Source organism: Rhizobium phaseoli (assembly GCF_010668805.1).
GTDB lineage: Bacteria > Pseudomonadota > Alphaproteobacteria > Rhizobiales > Rhizobiaceae > Rhizobium > Rhizobium phaseoli_A.
Genome location: NZ_WUFT01000020.1, coordinates 65,194 through 82,953, shown reverse-complemented (window position 1 = coordinate 82,953; position 17,760 = coordinate 65,194). Strand labels below are relative to the sequence as shown.

Here is a 17,760-nt window from a genome sequence, read left to right as displayed (position 1 = left end):
AAGAATGAAACTGACGCGCAGACTAACACTTGCAGCTTTTGCCGGCGCGCTGGCGCTTGGAACTGCCATGCCGGTTTTCGCAGCCGATCTCATCGCCATCATCACGCCGGCGCATGACAACCCCTTCTTCAAGGCTGAAGCCGTCGGCGCCGAAGCCAAGGCGAAGGAACTCGGCTACGAAACTCTCGTCATGACGCATGACGATGACGCCAACAAGCAGTCGGAAATGATCGATACGGCGATCGGGCGTGGCGCCAAGGCGATCATCCTCGACAATGCCGGCGCGGACGCCTCCGTCGCTGCCGTCAAGAAGGCCAAGGATGCCGGCATCCCATCCTTCCTGATCGACCGCGAAATCAACGCGACAGGCGTTGCAGTCGCCCAGATTGTTTCGAACAACTATCAGGGTGCCCAGCTCGGGGCGCAGGAATTCGTCAAGCTGATGGGCGAGAAGGGCAATTACGTCGAGCTGGTGGGCAAGGAGTCCGACACCAATGCCGGCATCCGCTCGCAGGGTTATCACGACGTCATCGACGACTATCCGGAGCTGAAGTCGGTCGCCAAACAGTCGGCCAACTGGAGCCAGACGGAAGCTTATTCGAAGATGGAAACCATCCTTCAGGCAAATCCCGATATCAAGGGCGTCATCTCCGGTAACGACACCATGGCCATGGGTGCCATCGCAGCCCTGCAGGCTGCCGGCCGCAAAGACGTGATCGTCGTCGGCTTCGACGGTTCCAACGACGTGCGCGACTCGATCAAGTCGGGCGGCATCAAGGCGACCGTGCTGCAGCCCGCCTATGCGCAGGCTCAGCTGGCGGTCGAACAGGCCGACGCCTACATCAAAAACAAGACGACCCCGAAAGAAGAGAAGCAGTTGATGGATTGTGTTCTCATCAACGCCGACAATTCCGGCAAGCTTGAAACCTTCGCCCTGACGAACTGATCAGCACCAATTGCGGAGGGTGCAGCGTTGCGCCCTCCGCAATGCATTTTGCAAGACGTCGAGGTTCACCCGCATGTTGAGAATGAAGGGCGCTCTGCTTGCCGCCGTCGTGGCGGCGGCCCTGCCCGGTTGCAAGATCATCAAGACGCCGACCGCTGAGGAGAAGGCTGCGGCAGCGGCGAAGACGGCCTTCGACCCGAATGCGAAGGTCGAGGCGATCTGGCAGCCTGAGGTCGTGCCCTATTTCGAAAAACGCGCCGGCGAGCTGAAGGACGTCATGCAGCTCGTTGCCACGAGCCCCGATACCGCCGGCGAAAAATTCGGTAATCCGCGCAAGCAGAGCAGCTCGCCATGGACCTATGCGGTGAAGATTACCGGCAAGGTCGTCGCCGCCGATACGGCCTCGCGCGCGGCAACACTCGATGTCGACGCCGATGGTGACGGCAAGGCCGATGCGAAGGTGCAGATCGGACCGGCGCTGCGCGGCACCGCACTGCGCGACACGCTGGAGTTCGTCAATTTCAACGAGTTCAAGAACCAGATCGAATGGGCGCAGTTCGGCAAGGCCTTCAACGAGAAGGCCAATACGGCCATTCTGTCTTCCGTCCCGCGCGACGGCTTGGTCGGCAAGACGGTGATGGTGATCGGCGCCTTTGCGTTGCCGAAAAGCGGCGAGCTTCCGCTCGTGACACCTTCTGAACTGAAGGTGGGCTCATGACGGCGGCAGAGGCACAAGAGGACGATATCATCCTGCGCCTCGACGATGTGTCGAAGGTCTATTCGGGCATCGTGGCCGTCAAGCGCGCCAATCTGGAGCTGCGCCGCGGCGCAGTGAATGTTCTGGTCGGCGAAAACGGCGCCGGCAAATCGACGCTGATGAAGATCATCGCCGGCGTCGAGCGCCCGACGCTCGGCCGTATCATCCTGGACGGCAAGCCTGTCTCCTTCGACAGTCCGGCCGATGCGCAGGCCAACGGCATCGGCATGATCTTCCAGGAGCTCAATCTCTTCGCCAACATGTCGGTCGCCGAAAACATTTTTGCCCGGCGCGAGATCACTCGCGGCCTACTCGGCATCGATCACAAGGCGCAGGTCGAGAAAGCCAATGAATTTCTGCGGCGTCTCGATGCCGGCATCGATGCCGGCACGATGGTCGAGGATCTGCCGATCGGCCAGCAGCAGCTCGTCGAGATCGCCAAGGCGATGTCTCTGAATGCCCGCATCCTGATCATGGACGAGCCGACCTCGGCGCTGTCGGCGGCCGAAGTCGAGATCCTGTTCAAGGTGATCGCCGAGCTGAAGGCGCAGGGTGTGGCCATCGTCTATATCTCGCACCGGCTGGAAGAGCTGATGCGGATCGGCGACTTCATCACCGTGCTGCGCGACGGCCAGATCACCGGTCATGCCATGGTCCGCGACATCGATACGCGCTGGATCGTGCGCTCGATGATCGGCTCGGACGCAAAGGATTTTGCCAAATCGGTCACTCATTCCGTTGGCGAAGAAGTCTTCCGCGCCGAAAACATCAGCCTGCCCAGGCCGACGGGCGGGCTTGCGGTCAACGATGTCTCCCTGTCGGTCAAGGCAGGTGAGATCCTCGGCATCTACGGCCTGATGGGCGCGGGACGCAGCGAATTTTTCGAATGCGTGATCGGGCGCCACACGCATTCGACCGGCAAGATCTTCATCGACGGCAAGGAAGTGCGCGCTCGTGACACCACGCGGCGCATCCGCCGCGGCCTTGCGCTCATCCCGGAAGACCGGCAGCGAGAGGGGTTGGTGCAGGTGCTTTCCATCGCCTCCAACCTGACGCTGGCGAGCCTTTCCCGCTTCACCCGGCTCTTCCATATCGATCGTAGCGCCGAGAAGGATGCCATTCGCGAGGCGATCCGCGATCTCTCGATCAAGGCGCCCAACCCGGATTTCGAGGTCACCTCGATGTCCGGCGGCAATCAGCAGAAGGTCGTCATCGGTAAGGCGCTGATGACCAACCCAAAGGTTTTGCTGATGGACGAGCCGAGCCGCGGCATCGATGTCGGCGCCAAGGCTGACGTCTTCCGCACCATGCGCCGGCTGGCGGCAAACGGGCTCGCAATTTTATTTTCGACCTCCGACCTCGAAGAGGTCATGGCGCTATCCGATCGCATCGCGGTGTTGAGCAACGGCCAACTGGTCGCTGTCTTCGACCGGGACGAGGCGACGGAGGAAGCGATCATCGCGGCTTCGGCCAAGGGACACGGACATCAAGGGAAACTCGCGTCATGATGGCGGCTACGTCTACCACTCTTGCGCCGAAAGGCGCCAACGGCTCCGCGCTTCTGACGCTGATGAAGCTCAGGACCTTCATCGCGCTTTTCGCCGTCATCATCTTCTTTGCGATCTTCGCGCCGAACTTCACCTCGACGGCGAACATGATCCTGATGTCGAAACATGTGGCGCTGAACGCCTTCCTGGCGATGGGCATGACCTTCGTCATCATCACCGGGGGCATCGATCTCTCGGTCGGCTCGATCGTCGGGCTGTGCGGCATGGTCGCCGGCGGGCTGATCCTTTACGGCGTCGAACTGCCGATCGGCTACACCATCTATTTCAACCTCTTCGAGATCGTGCTGATCACGCTGTCGATCGGCCTGCTGATCGGCCTCATCAACGGATTGCTGATCACCAAGCTCAACGTCGCGCCGTTCATCGCCACCCTCGGCACGCTCTATGTCGCCCGCGGGCTGGCCCTGTTGTCTTCGGATGGCCAGACTTTTCCGAACCTCGTCGGCCGGCCCGAATATGCCACCACCGGCTTCGATTTCTTCGGAGCCGGACGCATTCTCGGCCTGCCGGTGTCGATCTGGATCCTGATCGTGCTGGCGCTCGCGGCCGCCTATGTTGCCCGATCGACGCCGATCGGCCGCCATATCTTCGCCGTCGGCGGCAATGAGCGGGCAGCACGCATGTCCGGCATCCGCGTCGATGTCGTGAAAATCTCAGTCTACATGTTCTCCGGCCTTTGTGCCGCCATCGTCGGCGTCGTCATCTCCTCCGAGCTGATGGCCGCCCATCCGGCCACCGGCGAAAGCTTCGAGCTCAATGCGATCGCGGCAGCCGTTCTCGGCGGCACCTCGATGTCGGGCGGCCGCGGCACGATCGGCGGCACGATCATCGGCGCCTTCGTCATCGGCATCCTTTCGGACGGGCTTGTCATGATGGGCGTTTCCTCCTTCTGGCAAATGGTTATCAAGGGCCTCGTCATCATCATCGCCGTGGTCGTCGACCAGGCGCAGCGCCGCCTGCAGCAGCGCGTCACCCTCATGCAGATGGCAAAGGCAGGTTGACATGACCGAATTGAGAGGTGCGTTGATCGGCTGCGGCTTCTTTGCGATCAACCAGATGCATGCCTGGAACGATGTCGAGGGTGCTGAGATCGTCGCGATCTGCGACCGCGATCCGGAGCGGCTTGACATCGTCGGCGACCAGTTCGGCATCGCGCGCCGCTACAGCGATGCCGAGGCCCTGTTTGCCGATGGCGGCTTCGATTTCGTCGATATCGCCACCACCGTGCAGAGCCATCGCGCGCTGGTGGAAATGGCGGCTCGAAATAAAGTGCCGGCCATCTGCCAGAAGCCCTTCGCCAAGACGCTGTCGGATGCGAAGGCGATGGTCGAGGCCTGCCGCGAGGCCGGCGTCGCCCTGATGGTGCACGAGAATTTTCGCTGGCAGACGCCGATCCAGGCGGTCCGCACGGCGCTCGACACCGGCGCGATCGGCACGCCCTTCTGGGGCCGCTTTTCCTTCCGCTCGGGCTACGACGTCTTCTCTGGCCAGCCCTATCTCGCCGAAGGCGAGCGCTTCATCATCGAAGATCTCGGCATCCATACGCTCGATATCGCCCGCTATATTCTCGGCGACGTCAGCTCGCTCACCGCCCGCACCAGGCGGGTCAATCCAAAAATCAAAGGCGAGGATGTCGCGACCATTCTGCTTGATCACGAGAACGGCGCCACCTCGGTCGTCGACGTCAGCTACGCCACCAAGCTTTCCAAAGAACCGTTCCCCGAGACGCTGATCGAACTCGACGGCGCCGAAGGCACGATCCGCCTGAGCCAGGGTTACGGCCTCGAAATCACCAACGCCAAGGGCACCACGAGAACGGATGTCTCGCCAAAGCTGCTGTCCTGGGCCTCTCGGCCCTGGCACAATGTCCAGGAGAGCGTCTATGCGATCCAGCAGCATTGGGTCGATCAGCTCAAGCGCGGCGCCGAGCACTCGACGTCGGGGCCCGACAATCTGAAGACCTTCGCCCTTGTCGAGGCCGCCTATAACAGTGCTTCCAAGGGGCAGACGATCGATGTCGGGGCGATGCTGCGATGACGGCCGATGCCTTCCAGCTTTACGGCACCTATGCTGTGGAAACGCCGCCGGTTCGCCTGACGGCCGGAAAGCTGACTGCCGATCTCGCCGACGGCAACCTCCGTACGATCCGCTACCAGGGGATCGAGGCGCTGCGGGCGATTTCCTACCTCGTTCGCGACCGGGACTGGGGCACCTACAGCCCCGAGATCGCCGATCTCCGAATCGAGCAGGGTGACGACCGTTTCGACATTGCTTATCGGGCGCGTTGCGAGGGACTGGATGGAACGAAGCTCGTCATCGACGTCCGCATCCGGGGATATCCGGACCGGCTCGATTTCGAGGCCGAAGCCGTCTCCGAGACCGGCTTCGAGACCAATCGCTGCGGCTTCTGCATCCTGCACCCGATCGTCGGCGTGGCCGGTTCAGCGGCGAGGGTCGAACATGTCGACGGCCGGATCGTCGAGACACGCTTTCCCGATGTCATCGAGCCCTGGCAGCCGTTCAAGGATATGCGCGCCATTTCCCATGAGGTCATGCCTGATGTGACGGCGGAATGCCGGATGGAAGGCGACACCTTCGAAATGGAGGATCAGAGGAACTGGTCCGATGCCTCCTATAAGACCTATGTCAGGCCGCTTGCCCTGCCCTGGCCTTACAAAATTCCCGCCAATCAACCGGTTCGGCAGAAGACGTCGCTCGTGATCAGGGACACCAGCCGTTCCGCAGCGCTTTCAGCCGCGGCGTCGAGCGGTGTCATAAGGCTCGAACTCGGAACACAAACGGGCAGCATGCCCGATATCGGCGTGGTTGTTACGCAGGAGGAGGCCGATGCAACGCTCTCGGCGCGGTCGCTGCTGTCGGAGATCGCGCCTCGCGAACTGCTCTTCCATTTCGATCCGAACGCCGGACATGGCGCCGAAGCGCTGCAGAAATTTGCTGCGATCGCCGCCGCCCATCGCGGCCGCACGACGCTGGAGATTGCGCTTGCCTGCAAGTCGTCACCAGCAAGCGAGGCGGCCGAGATAGCCCGCCAGATGCAGCGCGCGGACTTCCGGCCGGATGCGATCCTGATCTCGCCTTCCATCGATCGGCAGTCGACGCCGCCCGGCAGCAAATGGCCGGACTGCCCTCCCCTCGAAGAGATCTATGCCGCGGCCCGCGCCGCGTTCCCGGGCATACGCATCGGTGGCGGCATGCTGAGCTATTTCACCGAACTCAACCGCAAGCGCGTACCATCAGGCGAGATCGACTTCGTCAGCCATTGCACCAATCCGATCGTGCATGCGGCCGACGATCTCAGCGTCATGCAGACATTGGAAGCGCTGCCCTTCATCACTCGATCCGTCCGCGCGATCTACGGCGACAAGCCCTATCGCATCGGCCCGTCGACGATCCCGATGCGACAGAACCCTTATGGCAGCCGCACCATGGACAATCCGGCCGGCGGGCGCATTCCGATGGCCAATCGCGACCCGCGTCATAACGGGGGTTTCGCCGAGGCCTTTGCGCTCGGCTACGCGATCCGGGTGCTGGATGCCGGTCTCGAATGCCTGACGCTTTCGGCACTGACCGGCCCGTTCGGCCTGATTGCCGGCCCTGATGAACCGACCGAACGAGGCGGGCGGCGGCCGCTCTTCAATACGGTGCAGACTTTGTCGGCACTCGCCGGCGCGTCCTGGCAGGAATGCGTTTCGTCTTCGCCCTCCCAGGTGCTGTCTTTCATGGCGCGGGATGCCGGCGGCGCCAAGATCTACGTGGTCAATCTGACCGGCGAAGAGCGACGGGTTGACGGCGGCGCATTGGCCAAAGAGGTGCGGCTCACACCATTCGCCACTGCGGTCTTGCCGCTCGCGGATTGACGTCCCGCGCGCCAGCCGCATCTATGCAGTCGGAGCTCGTTCTGGGAGGATCGGCGTGAAGACGAAAAAGCTTATCAATGCAGGCGCGGATGCCGTCGATGAAATGCTGCAGGGCGTCCTCGCAGCTCATCCCCGGCATCTCTTTGCCGTGGACGACATGCCACGCGCGATCATTGCCAGAAACGGGCCACGCAAGGGCAAGGTCGGGCTGGTGATCGGCGGCGGATCCGGGCACGAACCGACATTTCTCGGCTATGTCGGCAAGGGGCTGGCGGATGCCGCGGCGATCGGCAATGTCTTCGCCTCGCCGCCGCCCGATCCGATCATCGCCTGCGCCAAAGCCGTCGACGGTGGCACCGGCGTGCTATTCATGTACGGCAATTATGCCGGCGACGTGATGAATTTCGACATGGCGGCGGAAATGCTGGCGCTCGACGAGATCGAGGTGCGCACCGTCTTGACCACCGACGATGTCGCCTCCGCCCCTGCCGATCAGAAGGAGAAGCGGCGCGGCGTTGCCGGCAACGTCTTCATCTTCAAGGCCGCCGGTGCTGCCTGCGATCTTCTCTATTCTTTCGACGAGGTCGAGCGCGCCGCGCGCCACGCCAATGCGCGCACCTATACGATGGGCGTGGCGCTCGCGCCCTGTTCGCTGCCGCAGACTTTGAAGCCGAACTTCCTGATCGGCGAGGAGGAGATGGAGATCGGCATGGGCATTCACGGCGAACCCGGTGTTGCCCGCGAGCCGTTGAAGACGGCCGACGCGGTGACCGACGAACTGATGGACCGCATCCTCCGGGAGATGAAGGCAGAGCGGGGCGATCGCGTCGCCGTGCTCGTCAACTCGCTGGGCTCGACGCCGATGATGGAGCTCTACATCATGATGCGGCGGGTCAAGGCGCGGCTCGATGAAGCCGGGCTTGTCATTCATACGGCGCTCGTCGGCAATTATTGCACGTCGCTGGAAATGGCGGGCGCGTCGATCACCGTCATGCATCTCGACGACGAGCTTCAGAAGCTGATCGACCATCCCTGCGATTGCGCCATGTTTGCGAGGTGACGATGGCAATCACGACGAAAGACCTGCAGCACCTCTTTGCCCTGATCGCCGAGGACATCGCGGCGCAGCGTGATCATCTCTGCGAGCTGGATGGCGCCATCGGCGATGGAGATCATGGCCTTGCCATGGATGCCGGCTGTGAGGCCGCGACCAAGGCCGTCGGCGGGCTCGACCCCGCGCAGGCCGCGCCGACGGCCGTCTTCAACGCGGCGGCAAAGGCATTTCTAAATGCGGTCGGTGCATCCTCCGGGCCGCTTTATGCGACGGCCTTCATGCGCGCCGGAGCCGCCGTCAAGGACAGACCGGAGCTGAGCGACGAGGAGTTCGTGCGCGTTTTCGCGGCGATGGCGCAGGGCATTCAGGAACGCGGCAAGGCGGAGCCAGGCGAAAAGACCATGGTCGATGCCTGGAAGCCCGCGGCCAACGCGGCGCTCGATGCCTGGGCCTCGGGAACCTCTCTGCCCGAATGTTTCGAGCTTGCGGAGCGGGCAGCGCACCAAGGCTGCGAAGCGACCAGGGATATGACGGCGGCCAAGGGGCGGGCGTCGCGGCTCGGCGATCGGGTGATCGGCCATATCGACCCCGGTGCGGCATCGGCCGCCATTATCGTCGCCTCCATGACCAATTTCGTTCGAAGACTGAATGGTTAGCTCAGGCTTGTCATCTCAAAATCTCGCCGATAGGTTGTTGGCTAACGACGAGGTAGCCAAGACATGCATATTCGAAAAGCCGTCTCCTCCGACGCGGAGGAACTGAGCGTTCTCCTGAACGAAATTATCCGGGCCGGCGGAACGACAGCGCTCGAGACCCCGCTTTCGGCCGCCGAGTTTGCGGACTGGTTCATCGATGGCGAGTTTTCGCTTGCCTGCCATGTTGCCGAGCACAAGCAGACACTTGTCGGCTTTCAATCGCTGAGCTTATACGGCGATCCGCCGAAAGGCGTCGGCGACATCGCGACCTTTGCCCGTATCAACCCGAAGACCGCAGGCGTCGGCAGCGCGCTTTTTCCCGCGACCCTGGCGGCAGCGGAAGAGTTCAAGCTCGAATTCATCAATGCGACCATCCGCGCCGACAATGTCAGCGGACTTGGCTATTACGCGAAGATGGGCTTTGAGACCTATGACAGACTGGTCCAGGTCCCCCTTCAGGACGGGACAGCTGTCGACAGGATCAAGAAGCGTTTCAGCGTAAACGCCATGGGTGGCACGGCGCCGCGCGCCTGATTGCATCGTTGGCGCTCTGGGAGGCTGTTGATGCCCGAGGCTATGGCCGGCTCTGGGAGATGCTGCCTGCTTGCAGGTCAGATTCGCCGGGCGGTGGCGGCTTCGTTTGTCGTCCTGACTGTATTAAGCATTTGACGTAACAATGAAGTTTTCCGCAATGGAAGCAAATTAGCGATTAACTTCCGTCACGAATGCCGCCTGCTGAAGTTGCCCCCCTTTATCGAGATCGATCATGTATCGACAGATATGGATCCGCGGACGCAAACGGGTTAGCAAACGGAAGGGATCGAAGTCCGGAGATGAGCCATGACCACTGCGACGTTCACGGCCGACGAACTTGCGGTGGTCCGCCGCGCCTACGCCCATCAGGTGGCGGCAACCGCCGGAACGACAAACCCGCGGATCGAGGCCGCCTTTGCCGTCGTGCCGCACGAAAAATTCCTTAGTGCGCCGCCATGGCAGGTCGCCAATCTGGGTGGCGGATATCGCCCGCTGCTGTCCTCCGAGCTGGTTCTGGCCTATCAGGATGTGCTGTTCGCGCTACAGTCCGACAAGGGCGTCAATAATGGCAGCCCGTCGCTGCATGCCCGGCTGCTGGCGGAGCTGGATGTCCAAATCGGCGATCACGTCGCCCATATTGGTGCCGGGACAGGTTATTATAGCGCCATTCTTTCGGAGTTGGTGGGTGCCGCCGGTCATGTCTATGCCATCGAGATGGATCCCGATCTGGCGGGCCACGCTCGATCAGCGCTTGCCGATCGGGCCAATGTCAGCGTCATCATCGCCGACGGCAATCACATGCCGCGGCAAGAGATGGATGCGATCTACGTGAATTTCGCTGTCGGGCGCCCCGCGGCGCCCTGGATCGAAATGCTGCGACCCGGAGGGCGCCTGGTGTTGCCACTCGGCGTACCGCGCCAAGGCCGGCCAACGAATGGCGGTCGTCATGCCTCTCATGGCGCCGCACTTCGTATCGAGCGCGGCGTGAGTGGATTTGCGGCGCGCTGGATCGGCACAGCTTATTTTGTCTGCGCCGATGGTGGGTTGACGATCGACGAGAACGAGATCGAGGCACTGACGGCCGCGTTCAAGCGCGGCGGCATCGAGTTCATCAAAAGCCTGCTTTGGAAGACGGATCCGCGGATAGGACGCTGTTGGTATATCGGCGACCAATGGGCGCTCTGCTATGACGAGCCTTGAAACATTTATTCCAGAGAGCCGACAGCTCCATCTCCTTTGCGAGCGAGAGCAATGCAGCCCACCACCGCGCCGCAGATCTCGATGCCCCTCGCCGCTTGGTTCGGTGCGATCAGTGGGCCGCAGCTTTGACCGGCGGCAATATCGCTGCATCCAAACGGCGGGCGGAGACGGTTGGAACGATGGCGCGCTCGGAGTGTCGACCTTGGAGCTGGCCTTCTCGAAGCGTGGCGCAGGCTCGCTCGCCAACGGCGCTTTCTCCAATTGAAGCGGGAAAATCTGCTGTTGAAATTTACTGTCGATGATCTTTGAGATCGAGCCGGAAGTGCCGAGCATGCACGCCATGGCCATGCCGACGAGAGTTTATATGAAACGCTCGCCACTGCCGGCGGCAACTTCGGCGCAGATTGGCGACGCAGGCAATGAACTTTGCCGTTGGCTCTGCCGATCCCGGCGCATCTCGTTTGTGGGCCGGATCGACAGGAACGGAAGAATTGCAGGATGTTGCCGATCCGGCGACGACAGTGGTTTACCGAAACAACGAAAGCCCGGCGCGGGAGAGGGCGCCGGGCTTCGATACTGACCGACAGCCTGGGAGGAGGAATGCTGTCCGTCGGACCGAAGCGGCTCGGAGGGGTTAAGCGCTTCGGTCCACCACGAAGTAGTGCTGCAGTGCGGCGAATTCAAGCTTGGCGGTTGGGCCGCGTGACGGGTGAGGTTGGAAGAACTCGAATTGGGCGCAGCTTCTGATTATCGTTCGCGGCCGGATTCGGCGGCGTTGTCCGCGGACAACTTGCGCTGCGGGCCGTTTATTCCTGGAGCACGCAGGCAGCTGCGTTCTTTTCAGGTGCTTGGGGGCGTCTCAGGCTCAATTGGGCGACAGCGGCGAGGGGGTGTGCTCGAGAGCTTGTTTTGTCTTGATGGCCACATGGTTGTCCGCGGACAACCCATTTGCAATCAGGCCCGTATTCTCGGCGCTCACGCTTTTGGGTGCCCATCCTTCTTTGCGTTTAGCGCGCGGCGCCGACGTTGCTCGGTGCATTTCTTCGACATCGGCGCACTCGCATCGTCCTTTGAGGCCTCGTGCGGCGCGCGCCAGGACGAGGCTCTCGTGGGCGGTGACGCGGATTCGTCAACGCCTGAAATTGAGACGCAGGAAATCTAGTTCTCTTGCGGGGCGCCCTCAACGCCCCTCATCCTGAGGTGCATAGCCCATAGGGCGAAGCCTCGAAGGACACGCCGCAACGCTGCTTCCTGCATTTCTTCGACGTCGGTACCGCGCCGTCCTCCGAGGCCCTGTGCGGGGCGCCTCAGGATCAGGCTCTTGCGGGCGGTGTCGGATTCTCCAGCGCCCGCAACTGAGACGGAAGAGCCCAACGTCCTTGTTGGAGGGGCATCCCTCAACGCCCTCATGCTGAGGCGCGTAGGCCGAAGCCTCGAAAGACGGGCTCCGGTGCTGCTCCTCGCATTCATTCGGCGTCGGCGCGCCCGCCTCGCCCTTCGGGGCCCCTTGCGAGGCGCCGCAAGGTGAGGCTCTCTTGGACGTTGGCGCGGGATTCTTCAAGCGCCCCGATCCTGAGGTGCGTAGGCAGCAGGCCGGGGCCTCGAAGGACAGGTCGAGGCTTTGCTCCTTGCTTTGTTCAACCTCTGGCGTACCCGCCTCGTGCTTCCAGGCTATTCGGGATCTCCTCGGGAGGAAGCGATCATAGACACCGGTGCGGGATTCTTCAGCGCTCACTATTGAGACGCATAATTCCAACGGCTCTTATGGACGGCGCCTCCCCGCGTCCCTCATCTCGGGGCGCGCAGGTCGAGGGCTGGAGCCTCTTAGAAGGCACTCCAGCGTTGCTCCTTGCATTCGTTCTGTGCTGGCACACCCGCCTCGTCCTTCGAGGCCCCGCGGGGCACCTCAGGAAGAGGCTCTCTTGGATGTTGGCGCTGCATCCTCCAAGCTCCCTGATCCTGAGGTGCGCAGGCCGGAGCCTAGAAGGACCGGCCGAAGTTTTGCTCCTTGCTTTGTTTAACCTCCGGCGTGCCCGCCTGGTGATTCCAGGCCCTTCGGGAACTCTTCAGGATGAGGCGATCATGGGCGCCGATGCGGCATTCTTCAGCGCCCACTATTGAGGCGCAAAATCCCAACGGCTCTTGTGGAGGGGTGCCTCCTCCAGGCGTCCCTCATTTTGAGGCACGCAGGTCAAGGGCTGGAGCCTTTTAGAAAGTACTCCAGCGCTGCTGCTTGCACTCATTCGGCGGCGGTGCACCCCGCGCATGTCGCTGCTGTGCACACCAGTTGGGAGAGGACTGAAGGGCCTAGCGGTCATCGTCTGATTGCAGGTTGTCCGCGGACAACGGGCAATCACGCACGTGGTCCTGCAGCTGAGTTCAGTGGTTCGCGAGTTGGCGCCTGGCCTTGTCGCGGGGAGGACCTCTGGGCGAGGGGTGACCCGATCGAGGCCCAACTGTCGCACGTCTGCGACGAGGCTGCTCGCACGTATCGTCGCCGCGCTGGCCTGCATTTCGCATCGGTCGATGGCTGGAGATGCCGAACTGGTTGCACTTTCGCCATGTGAGGTCGCATCCATCAGCGCGATGGCTGGTCGAGCTGGATGACTGTCTCGCCGGCCTCGGCGTGGGGCGGAACCAAATGATTATGAAGCAGGGGAGGGGACGGCTCTCAAGCGAGCCGACCCGGTCAATAGACGAGACATCCGGAGCGCATATCATGAATGCGTTGTCGGGCTGCGACCGAGGGTTTGAGATCTCGATCGCGGGCTCCGGCCACCGAGGCGAGCACTCTGGATGATGCCAGCGAAAGCAACTCCGCGTGCGGTTCCCCATATTCACCGTCGATAACAAGAGCGGCTATTGCAGGTGATTGCCACTGGCGTTATTGTTTTGTCGATCGCTGATTGGCGCCGTAGTCGCAAGATTGCGAACGCTTGGAGGCAGAATTCGCAGCCTTCTAGACCGAAACGGTAGTTGTCGGGCGGGCGTGCCGAAAAGATCATCAGCCAGTAACGTAACTAAAGTGCGGGTTCACTTCCATAACTGGAGGTGATTATAATGAGATCAATGGCTTAGAATTCGGCAGGCTGCTTCGTATGCTCGGCTGCCGAGCGACAGATTCGCCCGCGGCGACCGGTTTGACAAGCCCCAATCGGCCAAAACTGCCGCTACTCGACCGGCTCGGGGGACGGAACGATCTCCGTCGCGCTCGAATGATCGCGGGGGCAGCGGCTTGCATCCTTTAGCGGCATCCGGCGTTATCCCGGCACCAGATCGGAGAGCATCCTGATGCCAGGTGGGCTTCACCTCAAGAAGATGTCGATCGCCGCGGCGATGGTGGCTGCGGCGATCGGTGCGGTTGCGTTGGTGCAGGCGACGGAGCGCGGTGCCGTTGCCCCGACTGCGGAACCCCGCCGCGCTGGTGACGATCATGGCCGCAGCGCCGCGACGCCCGAGGCTATTCCGCTCAGCGGTCTTCGCGATGTGTTCTGGCGGGTCTACCATGAAGTCCTGAACGACCGGGTCACACTCATTGCCGCGGGTGTGACCTTTTATCTGCTGCTGGCGCTGTTTCCCGCCATGGCAGCTCTGGTGGCGCTCTACGGGCTGGTCGCCGACCCGCTCACCATATCCGAACATCTTCGCGAATTGGCCGGACTGATGCCGCCGGGGGCGTTCGACCTTCTTGCCGATCAGATCAAGGAACTCGTCAATAAGCGTGACAGTGCGCTTGGCATCACCTTCTTCGTCGGTCTCGGCATCGCGCTGTGGAGCACGCATAGCGGCACGCTGGCAATCTTCGATGCGATGAACGTCGCCTATGAGGAGAACGAAAAGCGCGGTCTTATCAGGTTGAACCTCATAGGCCTCTGCTTCACCTTGAGCGCGATGCTTTTGACGGTGGTCATGGTGGCGCTTGTCGGGGTCATGCCTGTCGTCCTCTCCTATCTCTGGCTCGATCAATTCAAGGAACACATGGCGCTCCTGATGCGGTGGCCGCTGCTTCTGCTGGTCGTTGCGGTTGCCGTTACCGCGGTCTACCGCTTCGGCCCCAGCCGGGAGCCTGCGAAGCTGCGGTGGATGACGTGGGGTGCTGGTTTGACGACGATCGCCTGGGCGGCCATGTCGCTCGGCTTCTCCTTCTATCTCGATCATTTCGCCAATTATAACGCGACTTACGGCACGCTCGGCGCGCTTATCGGCTTCCTTATCTGGATCTGGCTGTCCGTCGTCATTCTCGTTGTCGGCGCAGAACTCAACGCCGAGCTGGAGCATCAGACCGCAAGGGATACGACGACGGGCACGCCGCTGCCGATGGGCGCGCGCGGCGCCTATGTTGCGGACACTTTGGGCGAGACCGTGAGTTGACTGTTAACGAGCGGCATCGATCATTGCATTCTCCTCTGCGGTTTTGATGTAATTTGTTCTTGGGCAATCCCGACAGAGGAGACGATCATGACGGCCCCGCATCCTTCCAAAACCCATATCGGCAATCATGCACTGCATCCCGAAACGCAGATGCTGAATTACGGCTACGATCCCGAACTCTCGGAAGGGGCGGTCAAGCCGCCGGTATTCCTCACCTCCACCTTCGTCTTCAACTCCGCCGAGGATGGCCGCGACTTCTTCGATTACGTCTCCGGCCGCCGCGAGCCGCCGGCGGGCAAGGGCGCGGGCCTCGTCTATTCGCGCTTCAACCATCCCAATAGCGAGATCGTCGAGGACAGGCTCGCCGTCTATGAGCGGACGGAAAGCGGCGCGCTGTTTTCCTCAGGCATGTCGGCGATCGCCACCACCCTGCTTGCCTTCGTCCGGCCGGGCGACGCGGTCCTGCATTCGCAGCCGCTTTACGGGGGAACAGAAACATTGCTGGCCAAGACCTTCCTGAATCTCGGTGTCGCCGCCATCGGCTTTGCCGACGGGGTCAGCGAGGGATCGGTGCAGAAGGCGGCCGAGGAGGCGATGGCCAAGGGCCGGGTTTCCGTCATCCTGATCGAAACACCCGCCAATCCGACCAACAGCCTGGTCGATGTCGCGATGATCCGGCGCGTCGCCGACGCCATCGGCGCAAAACAGGGGCATACGCCAATCGTCGTCTGCGACAACACACTGCTCGGCCCAGTTTTCCAGCGGCCGATCGAGCACGGCGCCGATATCTCGCTCTATTCGTTGACCAAATATGTCGGCGGCCACTCCGATCTGATCGCCGGCGCCGTTCTCGGCCGCAAGGCTGTCGTCAAGCAGGTCAAGGCGCTGCGCGGCGCGATCGGCACCCAGCTCGATCCGCATTCCTGCTGGATGCTCGGCCGCTCGCTGGAAACGCTGCAGCTGCGCATGGAGCGGGCAAACAGCAATGCGCGGGCGGTTGCCGATTTCCTGCGCGATCATCCGAAGGTCGAAAAGGTTCACTACCTGCCCTATCACGAAGTGGACTCGCCGCTGGGACGCACCTTCGCCGCACAATGCACCGGTGCCGGCTCCACCTTCTCTTTCGACATTCGCGGCGGTCAGCCGGCCTCCTTCAAGTTCCTGAACGCGTTGCAGGTCTTCAAGCTGGCGGTCAGCCTCGGCGGCACCGAATCGCTGGCGAGCCACCCGGCCACGATGACGCATTCCGGCGTGCCCGCCGATGTCCGCGAGCGCATAGGCGTGTTGGAATCGACGATCAGGCTGTCGATCGGCATCGAGCATCCGGATGATCTTGTGGCGGATCTGGAACTGGCGCTGCAGGCCGCCTGATACGGCGGGAGAAATCGATGCCCGGCGGCGCCGGGCATCGTGGGTGACGTCACTTGTCGTCGGTCGTCAGTTCCGTCTCGTCTGAGTTCACCACGAAGATTGCGAGCAGTTTCGCCGATTTGGTCTTGCTGCCGTTGGCGCTGACGCTGTGATGATCGCCGGGGAATTCGGGAAAGCTTTCGCCGGCCTTGTAAATCTTCACCGGGCCGTCGTTCACCTGGCTTTTGATCGAGCCCTCGAGAACGGTGGCGTAGATGAAGGCCGATTTCGGGTGGGTGTGGCCCGGCGATGTGCCGCCGGGTTTATATTCGACGAGCACCGCCTTGATGCTCTTGCCCGGAACGTTGGGAAGCTGGTGGTCGTAGACGAGGGTAACCTTCGCCGCGTCGCCCGCGGCATGCGCTGCAGTGCCGGCAACAAGGGCAATAGCGAATGCCGCTACCGAGATCATTTTTTTGAGCATGTCTGTCTCCTCAGTTGATGGGAATGGGTCGTCCGCGCCCGCTATCAGGCGCTCTTTTTCTGCGGCGGCTGCCGGCTCAGCCAGTCGTCGAAGCGGATCCGTCCGAGCCGCGCATTGACTCCGGTTACCAGCGAATCGTCCTCGAGTTCGACTCCGAAGTAGCGGGCGTGCGGATCGGCCATCACCTGGCGCGGATCGTTCATGGCTTTCAGGAGGCGCGTGACGATTTCGGTGAGGCGGATTTTCTCCGGCCCGCCAATCTCGATCGTGCCGTTCAGGGGCGTGGCCAGCGCCACCTCGGCCATGACATCGGCGACATCGTCCGAAGCGATCGGCTGGATATAGGCCGGCGACAGATGCACCATCTGGCCTGATGTGCCCGACTGGGCGATGCCTGCCATGAATTCATGGAACTGGGTGGAATGGACGATGGTGTAGGGTATGCCGGAAGCCTTGATCAGCTGTTCCTGGGCCATCTTGGCGCGCATGTAGCCGCTGCCCTGAAGGCGCTCCATGCCGACGATCGAGAGCGCGATGTGATGTTTCACGCCGGCTGCCGCCGCTGCCTTGAGCAGGTTTCGGCCCGAAGTCTGGAAGAATTCGAGAACCGCCTTGTCCTCGAAGGAGGGGGAGTTGGCGAGGTCGAGAACCACCGCAGCACCCGCGAGCGCTTCGGCGAGCCCCTTGCCGGTAATCGTGTCGACGCCGGAATTCGGCGACGCCGCCAATACCTCGTGTCCCTTGCTGCGCAGTCTTTCCACGGTCTTCGAGCCGATGAGGCCGGTGCCGCCGATAATGACGATCTTCATGGGGTGTCTCCTTGTCCTTGCGAGGATTTCCTCTGTTGACGTGAAGTGGCTGCCGAAATCGCCTCCTCGGCGAGGCAAGCGACTTCATCGGTATAAGAACCGTCACTGGGGTAG

14 protein-coding genes are annotated in these 17,760 nt (G+C 62.0%); 12 read left to right on the top strand and 2 right to left on the bottom strand.

Annotated elements, in window-relative coordinates:
* Window positions 1-4 precede the first annotated feature (4 nt).
* The 12 genes from GR197_RS25895 (at window position 5) to GR197_RS25840 (ending at window position 16,374) form a co-directional block, all read left to right on the top strand.
* A complete protein-coding gene (locus GR197_RS25895) occupies window positions 5-946 on the top strand; it encodes a D-ribose ABC transporter substrate-binding protein (RefSeq protein ID WP_164014783.1) in 942 nt (313 codons plus the stop codon).
* Window positions 947-1,019: 73 nt separating this feature from the next.
* On the top strand, window positions 1,020-1,664 hold the full coding sequence (locus GR197_RS25890) for a DUF2291 family protein (protein WP_164014782.1): 645 nt from the start codon (window positions 1,020-1,022) through the stop codon (window positions 1,662-1,664).
* Entirely contained in the window at window positions 1,661-3,211 is a 1,551-nt protein-coding gene (locus GR197_RS25885; protein WP_164014780.1) for a sugar ABC transporter ATP-binding protein, read from the top strand. The genes GR197_RS25890 and GR197_RS25885 overlap by 4 nt, the downstream gene beginning before the upstream one ends.
* Window positions 3,208-4,272, top strand: a complete 1,065-nt coding sequence (locus GR197_RS25880; protein WP_164014779.1) for an ABC transporter permease — start codon at window positions 3,208-3,210, stop codon at window positions 4,270-4,272. The genes GR197_RS25885 and GR197_RS25880 overlap by 4 nt, the downstream gene beginning before the upstream one ends.
* Window position 4,273: 1 nt before the next feature.
* Window positions 4,274-5,308, top strand: coding sequence for a Gfo/Idh/MocA family protein (locus GR197_RS25875; RefSeq protein WP_164014777.1), 1,035 nt, complete (start codon window positions 4,274-4,276; stop codon window positions 5,306-5,308).
* The gene (gene apnL / locus GR197_RS25870; RefSeq protein WP_164014775.1) at window positions 5,305-7,149 is read left to right on the top strand and encodes a D-apionate lactonase; all 1,845 of its coding nucleotides are present in this window, start codon (window positions 5,305-5,307) and stop codon (window positions 7,147-7,149) included. Before GR197_RS25875 ends, apnL begins: the two co-directional genes overlap by 4 nt.
* 55 nt (window positions 7,150-7,204) lie before the next feature.
* Window positions 7,205-8,209: a dihydroxyacetone kinase subunit DhaK gene (locus tag GR197_RS25865; RefSeq protein ID WP_164014773.1), complete on the top strand. Its 1,005-nt coding sequence runs from the start codon at window positions 7,205-7,207 to the stop codon at window positions 8,207-8,209.
* Window positions 8,210-8,211: 2 nt separating this feature from the next.
* Window positions 8,212-8,859: a dihydroxyacetone kinase subunit DhaL gene (gene dhaL / locus GR197_RS25860; protein ID WP_164014771.1), complete on the top strand. Its 648-nt coding sequence runs from the start codon at window positions 8,212-8,214 to the stop codon at window positions 8,857-8,859.
* Between the two features lie 63 nt (window positions 8,860-8,922).
* A complete protein-coding gene (locus GR197_RS25855; protein ID WP_164014769.1) occupies window positions 8,923-9,432 on the top strand; it encodes a GNAT family N-acetyltransferase in 510 nt (169 codons plus the stop codon).
* Window positions 9,433-9,738: 306 nt separating this feature from the next.
* Window positions 9,739-10,632, top strand: coding sequence for a protein-L-isoaspartate O-methyltransferase family protein (locus GR197_RS25850; protein WP_164014767.1), 894 nt, complete (start codon window positions 9,739-9,741; stop codon window positions 10,630-10,632).
* 3,291 nt (window positions 10,633-13,923) lie between these two features.
* A complete protein-coding gene (locus GR197_RS25845) occupies window positions 13,924-15,003 on the top strand; it encodes a YihY/virulence factor BrkB family protein (protein ID WP_164014765.1) in 1,080 nt (359 codons plus the stop codon).
* Window positions 15,004-15,090: 87 nt separating this feature from the next.
* Complete coding sequence (locus GR197_RS25840) at window positions 15,091-16,374, top strand: cystathionine gamma-synthase family protein (RefSeq protein ID WP_164014763.1); 1,284 nt, start codon at window positions 15,091-15,093, stop codon at window positions 16,372-16,374.
* Window positions 16,375-16,423: 49 nt separating this feature from the next.
* Here the strand turns inward: GR197_RS25840 and GR197_RS25835 are convergent, their stop codons facing one another.
* Window positions 16,424-16,837, bottom strand: coding sequence for a cupin domain-containing protein (locus GR197_RS25835; RefSeq protein WP_164014761.1), 414 nt, complete (start codon window positions 16,835-16,837; stop codon window positions 16,424-16,426).
* Between the two features lie 44 nt (window positions 16,838-16,881).
* Entirely contained in the window at window positions 16,882-17,646 is a 765-nt protein-coding gene (locus GR197_RS25830; protein ID WP_164014759.1) for an SDR family oxidoreductase, read from the bottom strand.
* Window positions 17,647-17,760 lie beyond the last annotated feature (114 nt).

Bases quoted from the DNA above. Each gene is read 5' to 3' on its own strand.
- GR197_RS25845 (WP_164014765.1), top strand. From the start codon at position 13,924: ATGCCAGGTGGGCTTCACCTCAAGAAGATGTCGATCGCCGCGGCGATG.
- GR197_RS25855 (WP_164014769.1), top strand. From the start codon at position 8,923: ATGCATATTCGAAAAGCCGTCTCCTCCGACGCGGAGGAACTGAGCGTT.
- GR197_RS25885 (WP_164014780.1), top strand. From the start codon at position 1,661: ATGACGGCGGCAGAGGCACAAGAGGACGATATCATCCTGCGCCTCGAC.
- GR197_RS25830 (WP_164014759.1), bottom strand. From the start codon at position 17,646: ATGAAGATCGTCATTATCGGCGGCACCGGCCTCATCGGCTCGAAGACC.
- GR197_RS25840 (WP_164014763.1), top strand. From the start codon at position 15,091: ATGACGGCCCCGCATCCTTCCAAAACCCATATCGGCAATCATGCACTG.
- GR197_RS25890 (WP_164014782.1), top strand. From the start codon at position 1,020: ATGTTGAGAATGAAGGGCGCTCTGCTTGCCGCCGTCGTGGCGGCGGCC.
- GR197_RS25850 (WP_164014767.1), top strand. From the start codon at position 9,739: ATGACCACTGCGACGTTCACGGCCGACGAACTTGCGGTGGTCCGCCGC.
- dhaL (WP_164014771.1), top strand. From the start codon at position 8,212: ATGGCAATCACGACGAAAGACCTGCAGCACCTCTTTGCCCTGATCGCC.
- GR197_RS25875 (WP_164014777.1), top strand. From the start codon at position 4,274: ATGACCGAATTGAGAGGTGCGTTGATCGGCTGCGGCTTCTTTGCGATC.
- apnL (WP_164014775.1), top strand. From the start codon at position 5,305: ATGACGGCCGATGCCTTCCAGCTTTACGGCACCTATGCTGTGGAAACG.
- GR197_RS25895 (WP_164014783.1), top strand. From the start codon at position 5: ATGAAACTGACGCGCAGACTAACACTTGCAGCTTTTGCCGGCGCGCTG.
- GR197_RS25835 (WP_164014761.1), bottom strand. From the start codon at position 16,837: ATGCTCAAAAAAATGATCTCGGTAGCGGCATTCGCTATTGCCCTTGTT.
- GR197_RS25880 (WP_164014779.1), top strand. From the start codon at position 3,208: ATGATGGCGGCTACGTCTACCACTCTTGCGCCGAAAGGCGCCAACGGC.